A 17,878-nucleotide genomic window follows, 5' to 3' on the forward strand; every position below is an offset into this window, starting at 1 on the left:
CATGGCCCTGCACTTCGAGCTTTCGGAATTCGATGCCCGCCGCGAGCGGCTGATGGCAAAAATGGCGGAAGAGAAGCTGGATGCCCTGCTGCTTTTCGCGCAGGAAAGCATGTATTGGCTGACCGGTTACGACACCTTCGGCTACTGCTTCTTCCAGACGCTGGTGGTCAAGTCGGACGGCTCCATGACATTGCTGACCCGCTCGGCCGATCTGCGTCAGGCGCGCAATACCTCGATTATCGAAAATATCCTCATCTGGGTCGACCGGCCCAATGCGGACCCGACGCTCGATCTTAAAAATCTCCTGAGCGACCTCGACCTGCTCGGCGCAAAGATCGGCGTGGAATACGATACCCACGGCATGACCGGCCGTGTCGCCCGCCTGCTGGACAACCAGCTTGCCAGCTTCGGCCAGATGGTTGACGCCTCCTACCTCGTCAGCACGCTTAGGCTCGTCAAAAGCCCGGCCGAGATTGCTTATGCCCGCAAGGCCGGCCAGCTGGCCGACGACGCCCTCGACGCGGCGCTGCCACTCATCAAGCCCGGCGCGGACGAAGCCGCAATTCTCGCAGCGATGCAGGGCGCGGTGCTGGCGGGCGGCGGTGATTATCCCGCCAATGAATTCATCATCGGCTCCGGCGCCGACGCGTTGCTATGCCGTTACAAGGCCGGCCGCCGCAGGCTCGATACCAAGGACCAGCTGACGCTGGAATGGGCCGGCGTCAGCGCCCATTACCACGCAGCGATGATGCGCACGGTGGTAATCGGCGAACAGGATTTCCGCCAAAAGGAGCTTTACAGCGCCTGCCTGCAAAACCTCACCGCCATTGAGGACGTATTGCGGCCGGGCAAGACCTTCGGCGATGTCTTCGACGTGCATGCCCGCGTGATGGACGAGCGCGGATTGACCCGTCACCGGCTGAACTCCTGCGGTTATTCGCTGGGCGCGCGTTTCTCCCCTTCCTGGATGGAGCATCAGATGTTCCATGCCGGCAATCCGCAGGAGATTACCAGCGACATGACGCTATTCGTGCACATGATCGTGATGGACTCCGATGCCGGTACCGCCATGACGCTCGGCCAGACCTATCTGACCACGGACGGCGCTCCGGAGCCGCTCTCGCGCCATAGCCTCGATCTTCTCACAGCTTAAATCACTACCGGGTTTGACAGAGCGGGAAAACCGCCCTTACATTGCCGCCACCTTGGGCAAGAAGGAGCGGAACATGAGAGAAAACGTCACATGAGCCGGACGGGGTGTGTCTCCCCTTTCCCAGCCCTTGTCTTTCCAGCTCTTGCCGTTCCGGCACTGGTGCTGGCCCTTTCGGGCTGCAACACCACGGAGGCGCTGACCCCGCAGGTGGATGTTGGCCACAACGCCTCACAATCGACGCCGGTAACCCAGGGCGATCTCGACCAGATGGCCGCCGCTGCCGACCGCGCGCCGGCAGGCGCTTCAGCAACCGCATCTTCCGTGCCGGCCTATGCGCCGCAGAATTCCTTGCAGGCGCAGGCACAGGCGCTTTCCAGCGGCAGCCAGTATGGTGAGCCGCTTGGCCAGGCCCCTTCATCCGCACCATCCCCTGCGGGTGGCCAGCAACCGCCCCTGCAACAAACGGCCTCGCTTGCTCCTGCCGGTTCCGGCAATACCATCCGCTTCCTGCCGATCATCGGCGCGCCCGTTCAGGCCGTCACGCCACTCTCGCGGCAACTGGGTGCCGAAGCACGGGCGAAGGGACTGACCATCCGCGCCTCCAACGACAATTCGGCCGAAAACATCCTGAAGGGATATTTCTCCGCCTTCGCCGATGGCGGCAAGGTCAATGTCATTTACGTCTGGGACGTTCTGGATGCCAATGGTGTGCGGCTCCACCGTCTTCAGGGACAGGAGACAGTGGCCGCCAAAGGCAGCGATCCATGGGCCGCCGTGACCGACAGGGTCATGCAGGATATCGCCGCAAAAACGCTCAACGACTATTCATCATGGAAGCAGTCTCAAAGGGGATGAGGTGAAACGGCGGGAGAAGTCACAGAGATTTCATGAAAATCATTGCGAAAGCGCTGAGTCCTCTTGCAATCGGAAGCAACAGCGCTATTAAGGCGCGCATGGCAACAAGGCGTGTCCGGCAAAGGCTTTTCGGCCGGATGTTCCTCCCCTTGAACGACGCTTGGTTACGGCAGACAGACTTCCGTAGCGCAAGGCGATGGCATGGAAACAGGCGGCCGCAATGAAGGTTTTCGCAGGCAATTCGAACCGGCACCTTGCCGAAGCGATCTGCAAGTATCTCAACGTTCCTCTCGGAAATGCCACCGTAAAGCGGTTTGCTGATCAGGAAATATTCGTAGAAATCAGTGAAAACGTACGTGGTGAGGACGTTTTCGTCGTTCAGTCCACATCGTTTCCGGCAAATGATCATCTGATGGAACTGCTCATCATGATCGATGCCATGCGCCGCTCTTCGGCAAAGCGCATCACCGCGGTGCTTCCCTATTTTGGTTATGCCCGCCAGGATCGCAAAGCCGGCCCCCGCACCCCGATTTCCGCCAAACTCGTCGCCAATCTGATCACCGAAGCCGGCGCCGACCGCGTCTTGACGCTCGATCTTCACGCCGGCCAGATCCAGGGCTTTTTCGACATCCCGACCGACAATCTGTTCGCAGCCCCCATTCTGGCCCGCGACATCAAGGAACATTACGACACCAACAACGTCATGGTCGTTTCACCTGACGTCGGCGGCGTGGTGCGCGCCCGCGCCCTGTCGAAGCGTCTGGACTGTCTGCTGGCCATCGTCGACAAGCGCCGCGACCGTCCGGGTGAATCCGAAGTCATGAACGTTATCGGTGATGTTTCCGGCAAGGATTGCATCCTGATCGATGACATCATCGACTCCGGCGGCACGCTTTGCAATGCAGCCGAAGCGCTGCTGAAGAAAGGCGCCACCAGCGTCACCGCCTATATTACCCACGGCGTACTTTCCGGCGGCGCAGTTGCCCGCGTGGCCTCCTCGAAGCTGCGCGAACTCGTCATCACCGACAGCATCCAGCCGACCACCGGTGTGCAATCCGCGCATAATATCCGAGTCATCAGCACGGCGGGCCTGCTCGGTGAAGCAATCAACCGCACCGCGCAGGAACAGTCGGTGTCCGGCCTGTTCGACTGACGCTGCCGTCATCTCCTCGCGCTCAGTCATCCTCGGGCTTGACCCGAGGATCCTTTGATTTCAACGAATTATGGATCCTCGGGTCAAGCCCGAGGATGACTGAGGGTTTGAAAACCTCGCATCCGAGCGTCCGCTGAACGCATGCGCGTTTCAAGCAAAAAAATCGCACTATTTATATTGTTGGGAACACAAGCCGCCCTGCAGCACGTGTTCTCGACCAAAGGTCGCTGCCTTTCGCCTCACGGAAACCATTGACGCGTTAAAGCGCAATCGCAAAAATTATTCTACGCCACTCAAGACGATGCCGCGCCCGCATCCGGCGGACGCTGCAGGCGTGTGGCGGCGGCCTTGATTTTCGGCCACCAGCGCCGGGCCCGCACACGCACGGCATGGCTGCCATTGCGCCACAGGCTGACGGTATCGGCCGTAACGGCATCACTCGTAAACAGATGTCGATGGCGACCGATTGCCAGCGCCCGGTAGAGAAACAGCGTCGTCAGTGCTGAAAACAGCACAGACATCACCACATCGCTGAGGAAATGCCCGCCGGCCGCGATACGAAGACCGGACATGAAGATGACTGCACCGGCGGCGAAGCTGCCCATCACAACACGACCGCGCCATTTCAGGCGGGGCCAGACAAGCGCGCAGAGCGGTAGGAAAAAGCTGGCGATCAGTGCCGTTTCCCCCGACGAAAACGAACAGTTCGAAAAACACTGCGTGCTGAACTGAAAGGGCGGTGTGAAAAGCTGCTGCCCGCCGAAATCGCTGACGCTGAATGGCCGGGCACGACCAACATTGGCTTTCAGCACGCCGTTGACCAGAAGCCCGGCACACAAAACAACCGGCCCGCAGAGGAACGCCCAGACGCGCCAACCGGTACGCTGCACGGAACCGAGCCGGATGTTGCCGATAAAGACGATGAAGGCCAAAATGGTGGCGAGTTCCGTCAGCTCGCGCAATGTATCGCGAAACCACTCGGGAAGCGGTTCGCGGCCAGACCACAAACGCCCCTCGGGAGAAAAGAACAGGGAAGAAACCCCAAGATCGATAGAGGGAAAGGTCGCAAACAGGATGACAAGCGCCAGGGTGACGAACATTACCCAGATCGTGATCCGCATATGCGAAAGATCATTGTCCATTGGCGCCTCCCGGAATGCATTGCGGCGGCAGGCGCCATAGCCCGATTTCCCTGCCTTCGAGGAAGCCCGGCCCGGCGGTCCAGCGCACAACCGGCGCTTCGCCGGTCAGGCAGGCCGGCAGACCATCCATGCTTGCCAGGAACAGGGGATTTTTCGCCTCACCGGCTTTCAACGGATAAAGAAGCGCGTAGTGGCTGGAAGGCACGCCGGTTTCCGGCAATGCGCGCGTCAGCACCTGTTTTTCGTCCCGCAACTGATAAAAAAGCTCGGCCAATATGGAGCGATCGGAAGCGACAATGGCATCCGCCCCCGTTTCCTTCGCCCGCGTAAAACCGGTAGACACCAATTCCGACCGGCCGAGATAACGCTTCATCGCCAATTCACCGCTCGGCAGGCGCAGTTCCGTCCCGGCAATTGTCATGACGGGCAGCACGACGGCGACAATACCACCAAGCACGAGGGTGGAAACCGTCAGCCAGCGTCGGGATGCCAGTACCGGCACCGCCAGAAGCACACCCGCCGCATAAGCCCCGACGGCCCAGTTGGCGAGGGCCCGCGACATCAACCCCTGCGCCGTGATCAAAAGCACGATCGGCACCGAAAGAACGACCAGCGCCCGGGTTTCGGCATTCTTGGCGCGCAATGTCGCTACAATCATGGCGACAAAGACGAACGGCCCGACAACACCCGCCTGCGAGAAGAAAAACTCAAGCGCCGGACCGATTTTCAGCTGAACGCCATGCCAGTTGGCATTGTCAGCCGTATGGCGCGCGGTCATGAAATCATGCGCCGCATTCCACCACAGATTGGGAGCGATGACCGCGACGCAAACAAGGGCGGCAACGCCTGCGTCCCGCAGCCGGATGCGCCAGCCCATGCAAAGCCAGCCAGCTGCGATGAAGCATGGCAGAAAATAGATCATCGCATATTTCGACATCAGGCCGAGGCCGAAACAGAGACCGAGCGCAACGCTCCAGCCCACCGCCGCCCTGCCCTCACTGCGGGCCTGCGCCAATTTGCGCACGCAGATCATCGACAGCACGATGAACAGCATCATCGGCGTATCGGTCGAGATCAGCAGGCTGCCAAGCGTCACGGCGGGCAGCGTCAGATAGACGACGGCGGCGAGCGAAGCCAGCCTGACATCGTAGATCATTCGTCCGAGAACAAGGATGGCCGCCGCAGCGATGCCATGCACCACGGGTGCGGCCAGCCGCACCTGAAAAGTGCCCTCGCCACCGCCCAGAATGCTGAAGGCGCGGATGAGCCAGCCGATCAGCGGCGGTTTGGAATAAGCGCCGAGAGCCATCTCCCGGCCCCACAGCCAATATTGCGCCTCATCAACGAACAGATCGGTTCGATTGAAGGCAAGACCGAGGACGCGCAGCGCCGTCACAAGCACGATGGCCGTAAGCGCCAGCGTCATCCATTGGCGCTGCTGGCTCGCCTGCGCATAGGGCAAAGCCGCTGTCCCGTCATGCATGCTGGCGGCGTTCTGCATGGATCAACCAGAGATTTCGGGCATAGATGAACAGGCCGGACGCCTGTCCGATGATGAAGACCGGGTCGCGACGCCAAACCGCATAGGACAACAGCACAAGGCCGCCGAGAACGGAAAAATACCAGAAGGCCACCGGGATGACCGAACGGTTGGCCCGTTCCGACGAAATCCACTGAACCAGAAAACGCATGGTGAACAGCATCTGGCCCATGAAGCCGGTCATGACCCAGAGAAATTCCTCCCAGCTGTTCACATGCAGCATGGACCATATGGCCGGTGTATTCACGGCGATGTCTCCGTTTTGAAAGTTTCGGCCCAGCTTGCCCGCTTGCGCCGGCGCAACAGCCAGGCAACGCCGATCAGATCGTGAATGCCGACAAGCGCGCGGCCGATATTGGTGTAGTGGGAATTGCCATGCTGCCGCGCACGGTGCGTCACATCGACATGGGCGACCTGCCAGCCGTCGCGATTAAACAGCGCCGGGAAATAGCGGTGATGGTGATCGAAATAGGGCAAGGCGAGGTAGGCGTCGCGGCGGAAGGCCTTGAGGCCGCAGCCGGTGTCGCGCGTTCCGTCCTTCAATATCCGTGCCCGAAGCCCATTGGCGAAGCGGGAAGAAAGCCGTTTTCCAAGCGTATCGCGTCGGCCAACGCGTTGGCCGGCGACGAGCCCGAGACGGCCGGCGGCATTGGCGGAAAGAAGCGGCGCGAGAAGTGCAGGCAGATTGTCCGGCGGGTTCTGGCCATCGCCGTCAAGCATGCAGATAACAGGCGCGCGCGCCGCCTGTACACCACTATGGATCGCCGCCGATTGCCCGCCCTGACGGTTGTGCCGCACCAGCCGCAGCATGGGATAACGATCGCCGAGCGCAAGAACGGCATCCGCCGTGCGGTCGGAGGAGGCGTCATCCACCACGACGATCTCGAACTGGCCGACCGGCTGGCACGCAGCCACAATCTCCGCCACGAGCGTTTCCACACTCGCTTCTTCATTGTGCATGGGCACGATAACGGCGAAATCCGGCGTCGATCGCAAGGTGGCTCCGTCACATCCGTCTGCGCGGGTTCCGCAAACATCATCGATAGTGGCAGGAGATGGAGCGCGAAAAGCTTGCATGAACATGAACGACCGTTGAACTTTGCACGGTATGCGCCCGTTCTGTTGCAGTTTTATTACGGGCGCGACACCGCTGCAGGTCAGCGATTTTTTCGCGGTATGCGGGAAATAATCATACAAATTTCAGCCCTTTAACGTGGCCGTAAACAATTGTTGCGACGCTGCGGCAACGTTTTTTTGGGGGAGGAAACAGATGCCGGGTGCAAATCCGACTGCTGTCAGAGCTAAATCATTGTCAATCAAGGCTAAATTTGCGGCGCTCGTCACGGGCGCAACGCTGGTTTCCTGCCTGTCCGTGGGGCTGCTGTCCTATGAGATGGGCAAGTCGGGCCTGATCGACGCCAGCAAAATAAGGCTGGAGACGGTTGCAGGAAACCAGTCCAAGCAGCTTGATGCCTATACGCTGCGGGTTGAACAGAGCATTTCCGAACTGTCGCAGAATGCCGCTATCGCCCAGGCGCTGGAAACCATGACCAATGTCGTGCCGACGGAAAAGGATGCGATCATCCAGGCCTTCCGCCGCGAAGGTGTCTCCGAGGAGGAGCGCGCCTCCTTCAACGGCGAAGGATTGCGGTTGCTCTACGCCATTCGCCACGCGACAATCAACGCGACCATCGCCAGCGTCTGGCGCAACACCCGGGTCAGCGATATCTATGTGATCGACAAGACCGGGCTGATTATCTATTCCGTCACCAAGGGCAAGAACTTCCTGACCAATGTCACGGACCCGGAGAACAGCGCGATCAAGGAATTGTTCGACCGCGTGGAAGCCGGCAAGGACGGTATCGTCAGCACGACGGGATTTACCGGCGGAGCGAATGATTCGGCCATGGTCGGCATGCCGCTCGCGGTCTCCAACTGGGGCCAGTTGCAGCGCAAGGGCGCCGTCATCATGCGCATTTCAGCCGACCGCATCGGTGCGGTGGTCACGCCTGAGGAAACCGGCAAGTCCATCGATGACGCCGTTCTCTTGACAGCAGATGGCAAACGCCGGGCAGGCGTGCTTTCGGGCGGCGCAGACGCCGCCGTTTCCGAAAGCCTCGCGGCCCTCTCCGGCACCAGCGATGCCGGAACGGTAATGGCGCATACGCCTGCGGGCAACATCTTCTATGCCTATCGCCCGGTCTCCGTCTTCGGACAGAAGCATCTTCTGGCAATCGGCCAGCAGGAAAGCAAGGTTCTCGCCGCCGCCAATGATCTGGCCTTCTGGGCGACGCTGGCGACACTGGCGGTGCTCGCTGTCATGACACTTGTCGGTATCTTCGTGTCCGCCAGCCTCACCAAACCGCTGACCGGCCTTGCCGGGCTGATGGAACGCCTGAACGGCGGTGAAAACAACATCGAAATCAAGGCGGTTTCCCGTGGCGACGAGATCGGCACCATGGCGCGCGCGCTGGAATCCTTCCGTCAGGGCATTCTGGACAAGCAGAACATGGAAGCCGAGTCCCATCGCAAGAGCGAGGAACTGGACGAGGAACGCGCCCAGCGGGAAATGGAAAAGGCGAGAAGCGCCAAGGAACTGGAAGAGGCGGTCGATGCGCTTGCCTCCGGCCTTGCCCATCTTGCAGCCGGCAGGCTCGATCTGCGTATTGAAAAATCCTTCGTACCTTCGCTCGATCATCTGCGCATCGACTTCAACAACTCGATGGCGGGGCTGGAAGCGACAATCTCCAATATCGGCGAAAGCGCCAATGCCATCCGCTCCGGCTCCGGCGAGCTGAAAAGCGCATCGGAAGATCTGTCGCGGCGCACGGAACGTCAGGCGGCCGCCCTTGAAGAAGCCGCAGCGGCTCTCGGCGACATGACGCAGGCCGTCAATGTTTCGCTTTCACGCTGCGATGTCGCAGTCGGTACGACGGCGGAAACCATGCAGGACGCCCATAAATCCACGGCTGTCGTGAAAGAAGCGATCGTCGCCATGGAGCGTATCGAGACCTCTTCGTCCAAGATCCGCCAGATCATCGATGTCATCGACCAGATCGCCTTCCAGACCAACCTTTTGGCGCTGAATGCCGGCGTGGAAGCGGCGCGTGCCGGTGAAGCCGGAAAGGGCTTTGCTGTCGTGGCGCAGGAAGTTCGCGAGCTCGCCCAGAAATCGGCAGCCGCCGCCCGCGACATCACCACACTGATCGCCACCTCGGCGGGTGATGTGGAAAGCGGCGTGGCGCTGGTGCTGAAGACCGGCGAAAGCCTCGAGCAGATCCAGAAACGCATCCAGTCGGTCAACGACCAGATCGGCGCGATTGCCACCGCATCGCGCGAACAGTCCGGTCGCCTCGGCGAAATTAATGCCTCCGTCAATGAACTCGATCATGTGACACAGCAGAATGCGGCCATGGTGGAGGAAACCACGGCAGCGGCCTTCTCGCTGGCAAACGAGGCGGATGGCCTGACCGAACAGGTAGGGCAATTCTCCGTCGGCCATAGCCAACAGCGGGACCAGCGTTACGCGGCATAAGCTGCAACGAAAAAGGCCGGAGGCAAAACCTCCGGCCTTTTTATTTGTACCGGGCTCCCAGGGGCCAAAGCCCCTGGGAACGCGCCGGCGACGGGAGATCACGATGACCCTTGCCGGCTTCCGGGGAGGAGCTCAGAAGAAACCGACCTTGTTCGGGCTGTAGGAAACGAGCAGGTTCTTGGTCTGCTGGTAGTGATCGAGCATCATCTTGTGGGTCTCGCGACCGATGCCCGACTGCTTGTAGCCGCCGAATGCCGCACCCGCCGGATAGACGTGGTAGCAATTGGTCCACACACGACCCGCCTCGATGCCGCGACCAGCCCGATAGGCAATATTGGTGTCACGGCTCCAGACGCCGGCACCCAGTCCGTAGACGGTGTCATTGGCGATTTCGAGCGCCTCTTCCACTGTCTTGAAAGTGGTGACGGAAACGACAGGACCGAAGATTTCCTCCTGGAAGACGCGCATCTTGTTATTGCCCTCAAAGACGGTCGGCTGGATATAATAGCCGTCCTTGAGGTCGCCGGTCAGCGTCTTGCGGTCGCCGCCGGTCAGCACCTTGGCACCTTCCTTCTTGCCGATTTCAAGATAGCTCATGATCTTGTCGAACTGTTCCTGCGAGGCCTGTGCGCCCAGCATGGTCGACGGATTGAGCGGATCGTCCTGGCTGATGGCCTGAACGCGCTTGATGGCCTTTTCCATGAAGCGGTCATAGATCGATTCATGCACCAGCGCACGCGACGGGCAGGTGCAGACCTCCCCCTGGTTGAGCGCGAAGAAGGCGAAACCTTCGAGCGCCTTGTCAAGGAAGGCATCGTCCTCGTTCATCACATCGGCAAAGAAGATGTTCGGCGACTTGCCGCCCAGCTCCAGCGTGATGTTGGTGACGTTGTCGGCCGCATAACGCATGATTTCCTTGCCGACCGAGGTGGAACCGGTAAAGGCGATCTTGGCGATGCGGTTGCTCTGCGCCAGTGGCTTGCCGGCTTCGAGGCCCGTGCCGTTGACGATGTTGAGGACGCCGGGCGGCAGCAGATCTTCGATCAGTTCCATCACCACCAGAATGGAAGCAGGTGTCTGTTCCGCCGGTTTCAGCACCACGCAATTGCCGGCGGCAAGCGCGGGTGCAAGCTTCCAGGCGGCCATGAGGATCGGGAAGTTCCACGGAATGATCTGGCCGACAACACCAAGCGGCTCATGGAAATGATAGGCGACGGTGTCGTTGTCGATTTGGCCGATCGTGCCTTCCTGCGCACGGATGCAGCCCGCAAAATAACGGAAATGGTCGATGGCCAGCGGAATATCCGCATTGGTGGTCTCGCGCAGCGGCTTGCCGTTATCCCAGGTTTCGGCCCGGGCGATGAGGTCGAGATTTTCCTCGATGCGCTGGGCGATCTTGAGCAGGATATTGGAACGCTCGGTTATGCTCGTCTTGCCCCATTTGTCGCGGGCCTTGTGGGCGGCATCCAGCGCAAATTCGATATCGGATGCATCTGAACGCGGAACTTCGCAGATCTTGTGGCCAGTGACGGGGGAAAGATTGTCCATGTAGCGGCCGGATTTCGGCTCCACCCATTTGCCGCCGATGTAATTGCCGTATTTCAGCTTGAAGGGCGCTTCGCCGGCTTTCTGCTGAACCTGAATATTCATGATTTCATCCTCCCTGATGAAAACGATCCGCGACGGACCGCATGAGAGGAAGGTGGGCCTAGATAGTACGGTCGGGTAGAGGGGCGGCGCGGTTCCGCAGCGCACATTGTCTCACATCTGCGACAGACCCGCCGCAGGACAGCTTAAACAGCCTCAATGCACGGCAAGCTTCTTCATCTTGCGATGCAGCGTGGCGCGGCTGATGCCGAGCAGGGATGCGGCCTGCGTGACATTGCCATTGGTGCGTGACAGAACCCGCCGCAGTGCCGAACGCTCCGCTTCCGCAAGGTCGGAACCGCTGTCATGACGCTCTTCCTGCAGAATATCGGCAGCGGGCAAACCCTGCGCGATGGCATGGTCGTCGAGCTTCAGCGCAAGACGGGCGGCACGTGTCGCACCGAGAACGAGATCGTCCTGATCCACCGCCAGCAGCGAAAGCGCCGCACCGAAACCGGTCGGCACAACGACGATGCGTGCGCCGGGAAAGGCACGGCGGAAAAGATTGCCCTCGATGCGCTGCGCCGCATCCCTCACCGCCTGGGTGACGAAGGAGAAAGTCATTTCGTTGATGTCGTCACGGCAGGTGGAAATATCGAGCGCACCCGTCACCCGGCCGGTGTGATCGCGGATCGGCGCGGTGGTGCAGCAGAGTTCGGTGTTCGACGTAAAGAAATGCTGGTCGCGATAGACCACCACCGAGCGCTCGTCGACAAGCGCCGTGCCGATGCCGTTCGTACCGACGCTCGCTTCGCTCCAGACGGCGCCGGACCAGAGACCGAGCGCGCGGAAATCCCGGTCGTCGCTGGCAGCACCCCGCCGTTCCAGCGCAACGCCCTGCGCATCGGTCAAAAGCAGGCAGCAGCCGGATTTGCCGACGCTGTGAAAGATGCGGTCGAGTTCGTCGGTGCTTTCGGCGATCAGGCCCGCAGCACTTTCGCGGGCGCGGCGAAATTCGAACTCGCTGAGGAAGATCGGTTTGCGGTTTTCCTCCGGCGCAAGACGATGCTTGACCATGCAGCGGCGCCATGAAGCGACAATCGGAGAACTTGCGGCTGCGGAACGGTGGCGCGCTGTTTCATACACGCGTTCTGCATGGGCGATGTCGGTCGGCATACGCTCCTCCCAAAGCTTTTCGGCGATGGTGCGCTGGAAGCGTTCATGTTTCAACTAAAAACTTTGCGACCGGCAAGGCCGGGCGCAACCGCGGGCTGCGGCCAGCCTATCGAGCCGTCTTGAAGTAACGCCGGCCGTCACTCACGTCGGTTTCCTCCTCAACCGAAAGAAACGTGTCATCGACGAGATTGGCGATGGAGTTCAGCGGACCGGGCTTGCCGAAAAAGAAGCCCTGCACCTGCAGGCAGCCTTCACGGCGCAGGAATTCGATATGGGCCTTGGTCTCCACCCCTTCCGCCAGCACCGGAATATTGAGACTATGCGCCAGAATGAGCGTCGAGCGGACAATCGCCTCCGACTGTACGTTGGTCGCCAGGCCGTCGATGAAAGCACGGTCGATCTTGATCTTGTCGAAAGGGAAACTCTGCAGGGTCGATAGCGAAGAATAGCCCGTGCCGTAGTCGTCCATGGCGATCTTGACGCCGAGCGCCTTGAGTTTGCGGATCGTGACAAGCGCGTGGCGATGGTCGGCGATGATGCTGCCTTCGGTGATTTCCAGCTCAAGCCTTTCCGGCGCAAGTCCCGTCTCCAGAATGATCCTCTCCACCTTTTCAGGGAAATCATTGTCCGCGAGCTGCTGCGGCGCGACGTTCACGGCGATGGCAAGCGATTTCTTCCACAGCGCCGCCTGCACGCAGGCTTCCCGCAGGACCCATTCGCCGAGTTCGACGATAAAGCCGGTCTGTTCGGCAATCGGAATGAACTCGGCGGGAGAGATCATGCCCCGCTCGGGATGTTTCCAGCGTAAGAGCGCCTCGAAACCGACAATGCTGCCGCTTTTGGTATCGTTCTGCTGCTGGTAGTAAAGCTCGAACTCCTTATTGGCGAGACCACTGCGCATGGCGATGGCAAGCGCGTTGCGCTCGCGGGCGGCCTCGTCCATGGATTTGTCGTAGAAGCAGATCGTATCCGAACTACCGCTTTTTGCCCGATACATGGCGACATCGGCCTGCGCCATCAGCGTATCGGCGTCAATGGCGCCGCTGTTGCGGACGGATATACCCACACTTGCGCCCACGGAAAATGTCTGCCCATTCCACTCGACCGGCTTGCTGATCTGCTCGATCAGTCTCTGGGCGAATTCCGCACCATCGGCGCGGGTATAATAGGAATGGGTCATCGCCACGAATTCATCGCCACCCATGCGCGCCAGAAACTCTCCGGCCTTCAGCACGGAACTCGCCCGGTCGGCAATGGCGCGCAGCACCGCGTCGCCCGCGGCGTGACCGTGCACGTCGTTGATCTCCTTGAAGCGATCGAGATCGATGGACAGAAGTGCGGTATGCGCGCCCAGGGAGAGATGGCGTGTGCGGCGGTTGAGATGTTCGATGAAGGCCGCGCGGTTGGGAATGCCCGTCAGCGGATCGTGCAGCGAAAGATGACGATAGCGGGCAACCGCCTGCTGGGTGGACTGGGCATCGATGACATAAGTGGAAAGACCGAGCGCCAGCAGCAGAAGCGTGACCGCGATGGCACCTCCGCCCATGATGGCCGGCGGCAGCAGATTCTCGGGAATGACGACGCGAGGATCAAACGCGAAGGACATCGAGGCCATGCCGGTATAATGCATCGAGGCGATGGCCAGGATCAGAAACGTCACCGCACTATATTGGCAGAACCGGTTAAGCGGCCGCGCCACTCTGTTGACCGCAATCGCCCCCAGCACCGCCCCCAGCACCAGCGAGGCGATGACATAAGTCTGGTTCCAGAAAATCATGCCCTGTACATTATAAGCAGCCATGCCGGTGTAGTGCATCGCCGCAATACCAAGACCCAGGATGACGCCACCGGCTTCCACCAGCACGCTGCGTCCGGCATAGGCGGAAATGCCGAAGCCGGCGGTCGTCGTGGTAATGGCGATAAGAAGCGAAAGTCCCGTCAGATAGGGATCGTAACCCACCTCGCCTGCCGCGGAATAACCCAGCATCGCCACAAAATGGGTGGTCCATATTGCAGCACCGCCATTCACGCCCGCCAGAAACAGCCAATTGACCTTCTGGAGCCCGGTCGCCAGACGCGCCCTCGAAAAAAGACGTATCGTCACGAAGCTTCCCAGCATGCAGACGAAGACCGCTGCGGCGGTGTATCGGAAGTCATGATCGATGGCGAGGCACTGGAGAACTGTCAGCATTGTTATCTACACAATTGGAATTTTGTGCAGCTTTATCATTTGCCAGGTTTTCAGCGAGTTTATATGCATGGATAAGCACATATTAAAAGTTGCAACAAACGAGTGAATTAGTTGTAACTAATAAAATCCTGACTAGATGCCCGTGAAAAGCGGGCTGCTCTTGTCTTTATGGCCCTTTTGTATTATAGCGCCCGCACCCGTGTAGACACCCTTGGAGGCAACGCGGGCGGGATGGCTTTATGGCCTCTCCAGTTCAGGCCGCACTGTCGGCGTGAACTCTCCATATAACCTCGAAAGGAATTGCCATGAGCAAAGAATCGTATGAGCTCAAGGCCGAGGCGCGCGAACGAGTTGGTAAGGGGTCCTCTCGTGAACTTCGCCGCAACGGTTTGATTCCCGCTGTCATCTATGGTGACAAGCAGGCCCCCATTTCCATCGCCCTGTCGACCAACGAAGTCACCAAGCGTATCCACGCTGGCGGTTTCATGACGACGGTTGCGATCATCGACGTCGACGGCAAGAAGATCAAGGTTCTCCCGAAGGATTACCAGCTTGATCCGGTCCGCGACTTCACCATGCACGTCGACTTCCTGCGCGTTTCGGGCAACACGCTCGTCAACGTTGAAGTTCCGGTTCACTTCGAAAACGAAGAAAAGTCGGACATCAAGATCGGCGGCGTTCTGAACATCGTTCGCCACACGGTGGAATTCCACTGCCCGGCCAACGACATTCCGGAATTCATCACGGTTGATCTGTCTGGTCTGAAGATCGGCGACAGCGTCCACATTTCGAATGTGAAGCTGCCGAAGAACATCTCGCCTGTGATCGCCGACCGTGACTTCACGATCGCAACGATCGTCGCTCCGGCCGCAGGCGTTGCAGAAGAAACGACCGAAGAAGCTTCCGAAGAATAATCGGTGGCCGCAAGGCCGGATAGCTTTGCGCATTGAGGCCCGTTCCGTTTTCGGAACGGGCCTTTTAGTTTTTATGAACTTTAAAGACAGAAAACCTGCGGACCATGCGGGATGCCCACCCTGTTTTAGCGTCGATTAACACTTCCATGAAACGATACCCTTGCGCCGTTGTGGAAACTCCGGACGGACGAAAATGGCGCGCAAAAATTCTGGGGCAAAGGGTAGCTGCAATCTAACATGGCTCATTCCGTCGAAAGCCGCTTTATCGCGATTGTTTCCGGCGCACTTCTTACAGTGGTCGCTCCGCTCTTTACGCTTTTGCTGACGCTCTCCTACAACGAGGCCATCCGTAGCCAGCGCAATCACCTTGAGATTCTGCTGTCGACAAATTCGCAGGCGCTCGCCCGTCCCCTTTGGGATATGGACGACGACACCATAAATCAGATTACCGGAACCCTTGTTTCCGACCCGATGATCAAGATGGTCGAGGTCAAGGATACGTCCGGCCAGCTCGATATCGTGCAGACGGCTGGTAGCGACATTATTCAGGATGCCGCCTCGACGACGCGCGAGGTAACTTACAAGACGACGAAGGGCACGGTCACTGTCGGTGAACTGACGGTCTATTATGACAATGTCAGCCTTCTCACCTCTCTCAGCCGCACCGAGATGGCTTTCATCACGATTTTCGTTCTGGCCATCTTGACCATCGTTCTGGCGGCCATTGCCGGCAACCGCTTCATGGTCATCCGCCCGCTGATGCGGCTTGCGGCAGCGATAGAGGCGACACGGCGTCTCGGCTCCCGCCACCATGTCGACTGGCGCTCAAAGGATGAGATCGGCCGGCTGGCGAAAAGCTTCAACGAAATGCAGACCCAGCTTGAAAAGGAAGAGCTGGAGATCAAGAACGCCCATGAGCGCAAGACGGAAATCTACAACCGGACACCCGCCATGCTGTTCTCGCTCGACAGGCACGATCGGATTGCCGCAGTCAGCGATTATTGGGTGCAGGCGACGGGTTATGACCGTGCCAGGATACTCGGCCTCAACTTCGCCGATCTTATCCACCCGGATGACCGTTCCCTGTTCCAGGAACGCAAGGCGACGCAACAGTCGCCCGAGGCTTCGCATGTCGGCATCACCATCCGCTTTCATTGCATGGGTGGCAGCGTCATGGATGCGCTCATCCTCGAAAAAGCCCTCGATTCCGGCGACGCGGCACAGCAGAGCACATGCCTCTGCGTCATGACTGACGTGACCGAATTGCGCCAGTCGGAAAAACGCAACCGCCAACAGGCCATTTCCGACCATCTGACCGGCCTCTTCAACCGTCAGGGTTTTGAGTCGATCCTCGACCTGCAAATCCGTGAAGCGGACAGGAACGCTAGCGAACTGGCCTGCCTGTTCATCGATCTGGACCGGTTCAAGGCCATTAACGACAATCTCGGCCATGCGGTGGGCGACGCGGTTCTGCGTGAATTCACGCTGAAACTCGAACCCCTGCTGACACCGCTGGACAGCGCGTCGCGTCTGGGCGGCGATGAATTCGCCATCCTGCTTGCCGGCGACACGGTAGAAGAGCGCGCCTTGCAGTTCTGCGAGCGGATTTGCGCCATACTGGATACGCCTTTTGAGATCGGCAGCAACAGCATCCGCCTCAGCGCCAGCATCGGCATGGCGGTTTATCCTCTGCACGCCACCAGCGCCGCCGAGCTTCTGCAAAATGCCGACATGGCCATGTATAGCCGCAAAAGAACGGGCAAGAACGGCTCGCAGATCTTCGACAGTTCGATCATGGACCGGGCCCGCGAACATGCGGAACTGGAGCGGGATATCGCACAGGCGCTTTCCGAAGACTGGTTCGAGGCGCATTTCCAGCCAATTCAAGACCTCGCAACCGGCGGAACGGCGGGCTTCGAGGCCTTGCTGCGTCTCAACCACCCGGAAAAGGGTCTGCTCTCCCCCGCCGCCATTATCAGCCTTGCGGAAGAAAACGGCACCATCCATCGCATCGGCAATGTCATTCTCGATCAGTCGATCGCCAATCTTGCCAGGCTGTCGCGTCTGCCGGGCCTGGAACAGACCTATGTGGCAGTGAATTTTTCACCGCTGCAATTCGAACCGGGCTTGCCGACGCGGATCGCCGGCGTTCTGCATCGGCACGGCATTCTTCCCAGGCGACTGGTCATCGAGATAACCGAGGCCGTCATCATGAAGGACGACCCGCAAATCCGGGCGATCCTCAACGCCATTCACCAGCTGGGCTGCCGCATCGCGCTGGATGATTTCGGCACGGGTTATTCCTCGCTCAGCTATCTCAGCCGTTTTCCGGTCGATATCGTCAAGATCGACCAGTCCTTCACCCGCTCCATCTGCGACGACGCAGTGGAAATCAGGCAGCGCAACCGCATGCTGGTCGAAGGCATAGCGGCCATCTCGCACAAGATGAACTGCACCGTCATCGCAGAGGGCGTCGAGACGGAAGAGCAGAAGGAACTTCTGACGGAAATAGGCGCTGACTACGGACAGGGTTATTTCTTCGCAAGGCCACAGCCCCTCGAACGGCTGATCAAGACATTGGACACAATATCCGATATTGGCCGCGTCGCGGCACGGCAAGCGTGAGGCGGTG

13 protein-coding genes are annotated in these 17,878 nt (G+C 59.5%); 6 read left to right on the top strand and 7 right to left on the bottom strand.

The window, feature by feature from the left end; translation table 11 throughout:
* Position 1: 1 nt before the first annotated feature.
* The 3 genes from AKG12_RS05340 to AKG12_RS05350 all read left to right on the top strand — a co-directional run bounded on the left by AKG12_RS05340 (position 2) and on the right by AKG12_RS05350 (position 3,161).
* On the top strand, positions 2–1,153 hold the full coding sequence (locus AKG12_RS05340; RefSeq protein WP_046797970.1) for a M24 family metallopeptidase: 1,152 nt from the start codon (positions 2–4) through the stop codon (positions 1,151–1,153).
* Positions 1,154–1,243: 90 nt separating this feature from the next.
* Positions 1,244–2,008 carry a hypothetical protein gene (locus AKG12_RS05345; RefSeq protein WP_052818069.1) on the top strand — a complete coding sequence of 255 codons (765 nt, stop codon included), beginning with the start codon at positions 1,244–1,246 and terminating at the stop codon, positions 2,006–2,008.
* Positions 2,009–2,228: 220 nt separating this feature from the next.
* Positions 2,229–3,161, top strand: a complete 933-nt coding sequence (locus tag AKG12_RS05350; protein ID WP_046798416.1) for a ribose-phosphate pyrophosphokinase — start codon at positions 2,229–2,231, stop codon at positions 3,159–3,161.
* A 293-nt stretch (positions 3,162–3,454) separates the two neighbouring features.
* Here the strand turns inward: AKG12_RS05350 and AKG12_RS05355 are convergent, their stop codons facing one another.
* Genes AKG12_RS05355 through AKG12_RS05370 form a run of 4 tightly spaced genes read right to left on the bottom strand, consistent with a single transcriptional unit; the run spans position 3,455 to position 6,926 of the window.
* On the bottom strand, positions 3,455–4,303 hold the full coding sequence (locus tag AKG12_RS05355; RefSeq protein WP_046797968.1) for a phosphatase PAP2 family protein: 849 nt from the start codon (positions 4,301–4,303) through the stop codon (positions 3,455–3,457).
* Positions 4,293–5,804, bottom strand: coding sequence for an ArnT family glycosyltransferase (locus AKG12_RS05360; RefSeq protein WP_052818070.1), 1,512 nt, complete (start codon positions 5,802–5,804; stop codon positions 4,293–4,295). Before AKG12_RS05360 ends, AKG12_RS05355 begins: the two co-directional genes overlap by 11 nt.
* On the bottom strand, positions 5,779–6,066 hold the full coding sequence (locus tag AKG12_RS05365; protein WP_046797966.1) for a lipid-A-disaccharide synthase N-terminal domain-containing protein: 288 nt from the start codon (positions 6,064–6,066) through the stop codon (positions 5,779–5,781). The genes AKG12_RS05360 and AKG12_RS05365 overlap by 26 nt, the downstream gene beginning before the upstream one ends.
* 20 nt (positions 6,067–6,086) lie before the next feature.
* Positions 6,087–6,926 carry a glycosyltransferase family 2 protein gene (locus AKG12_RS05370; RefSeq protein ID WP_046797965.1) on the bottom strand — a complete coding sequence of 280 codons (840 nt, stop codon included), beginning with the start codon at positions 6,924–6,926 and terminating at the stop codon, positions 6,087–6,089.
* 187 nt (positions 6,927–7,113) lie between these two features.
* Here AKG12_RS05370 and AKG12_RS05375 point away from each other — a divergent pair, with 187 nt between their 5' ends.
* The gene (locus tag AKG12_RS05375) at positions 7,114–9,378 is read left to right on the top strand and encodes a methyl-accepting chemotaxis protein (RefSeq protein ID WP_052818071.1); all 2,265 of its coding nucleotides are present in this window, start codon (positions 7,114–7,116) and stop codon (positions 9,376–9,378) included.
* Between the two features lie 132 nt (positions 9,379–9,510).
* On the opposite strand, the gene adh is transcribed toward AKG12_RS05375, so the two are convergent.
* From adh to AKG12_RS05390, 3 genes are all read right to left on the bottom strand, one after another.
* Positions 9,511–11,028 carry an aldehyde dehydrogenase gene (gene adh / locus AKG12_RS05380; protein WP_046797963.1) on the bottom strand — a complete coding sequence of 506 codons (1,518 nt, stop codon included), beginning with the start codon at positions 11,026–11,028 and terminating at the stop codon, positions 9,511–9,513.
* 153 nt (positions 11,029–11,181) lie between these two features.
* Positions 11,182–12,141 carry a helix-turn-helix domain-containing protein gene (locus AKG12_RS05385; protein ID WP_046798415.1) on the bottom strand — a complete coding sequence of 320 codons (960 nt, stop codon included), beginning with the start codon at positions 12,139–12,141 and terminating at the stop codon, positions 11,182–11,184.
* 106 nt (positions 12,142–12,247) lie between these two features.
* Positions 12,248–14,332: a putative bifunctional diguanylate cyclase/phosphodiesterase gene (locus tag AKG12_RS05390; protein WP_052818072.1), complete on the bottom strand. Its 2,085-nt coding sequence runs from the start codon at positions 14,330–14,332 to the stop codon at positions 12,248–12,250.
* 305 nt (positions 14,333–14,637) lie between these two features.
* Between AKG12_RS05390 and AKG12_RS05395 the strand changes: the two genes are divergently transcribed.
* Together AKG12_RS05395 and AKG12_RS05400 are read left to right on the top strand one after the other, a co-directional pair.
* Positions 14,638–15,246 (top strand): 50S ribosomal protein L25/general stress protein Ctc, encoded by a 609-nt coding sequence (locus AKG12_RS05395; protein ID WP_046797961.1) that lies wholly within the window; start codon positions 14,638–14,640, stop codon positions 15,244–15,246.
* A gap of 237 nt (positions 15,247–15,483) precedes the next feature.
* Entirely contained in the window at positions 15,484–17,871 is a 2,388-nt protein-coding gene (locus AKG12_RS05400) for an EAL domain-containing protein (RefSeq protein WP_052818073.1), read from the top strand.
* Positions 17,872–17,878 lie beyond the last annotated feature (7 nt).

Source organism: Agrobacterium sp. SUL3 (assembly GCF_001263295.1).
GTDB lineage: Bacteria > Pseudomonadota > Alphaproteobacteria > Rhizobiales > Rhizobiaceae > Agrobacterium > Agrobacterium tomkonis.

Bases quoted from the DNA above. Each gene is read 5' to 3' on its own strand.
- AKG12_RS05340 (WP_046797970.1), top strand. From the start codon at position 2: ATGGCCCTGCACTTCGAGCTTTCGGAATTCGATGCCCGCCGCGAGCGG.
- AKG12_RS05345 (WP_052818069.1), top strand. From the start codon at position 1,244: ATGAGCCGGACGGGGTGTGTCTCCCCTTTCCCAGCCCTTGTCTTTCCA.
- AKG12_RS05350 (WP_046798416.1), top strand. From the start codon at position 2,229: ATGAAGGTTTTCGCAGGCAATTCGAACCGGCACCTTGCCGAAGCGATC.
- AKG12_RS05355 (WP_046797968.1), bottom strand. From the start codon at position 4,303: ATGGACAATGATCTTTCGCATATGCGGATCACGATCTGGGTAATGTTC.
- AKG12_RS05360 (WP_052818070.1), bottom strand. From the start codon at position 5,804: ATGCAGAACGCCGCCAGCATGCATGACGGGACAGCGGCTTTGCCCTAT.
- AKG12_RS05365 (WP_046797966.1), bottom strand. From the start codon at position 6,066: ATGCTGCATGTGAACAGCTGGGAGGAATTTCTCTGGGTCATGACCGGC.
- AKG12_RS05370 (WP_046797965.1), bottom strand. From the start codon at position 6,926: ATGTTCATGCAAGCTTTTCGCGCTCCATCTCCTGCCACTATCGATGAT.
- AKG12_RS05375 (WP_052818071.1), top strand. From the start codon at position 7,114: ATGCCGGGTGCAAATCCGACTGCTGTCAGAGCTAAATCATTGTCAATC.
- adh (WP_046797963.1), bottom strand. From the start codon at position 11,028: ATGAATATTCAGGTTCAGCAGAAAGCCGGCGAAGCGCCCTTCAAGCTG.
- AKG12_RS05385 (WP_046798415.1), bottom strand. From the start codon at position 12,141: ATGCCGACCGACATCGCCCATGCAGAACGCGTGTATGAAACAGCGCGC.
- AKG12_RS05390 (WP_052818072.1), bottom strand. From the start codon at position 14,332: ATGCTGACAGTTCTCCAGTGCCTCGCCATCGATCATGACTTCCGATAC.
- AKG12_RS05395 (WP_046797961.1), top strand. From the start codon at position 14,638: ATGAGCAAAGAATCGTATGAGCTCAAGGCCGAGGCGCGCGAACGAGTT.
- AKG12_RS05400 (WP_052818073.1), top strand. From the start codon at position 15,484: ATGGCTCATTCCGTCGAAAGCCGCTTTATCGCGATTGTTTCCGGCGCA.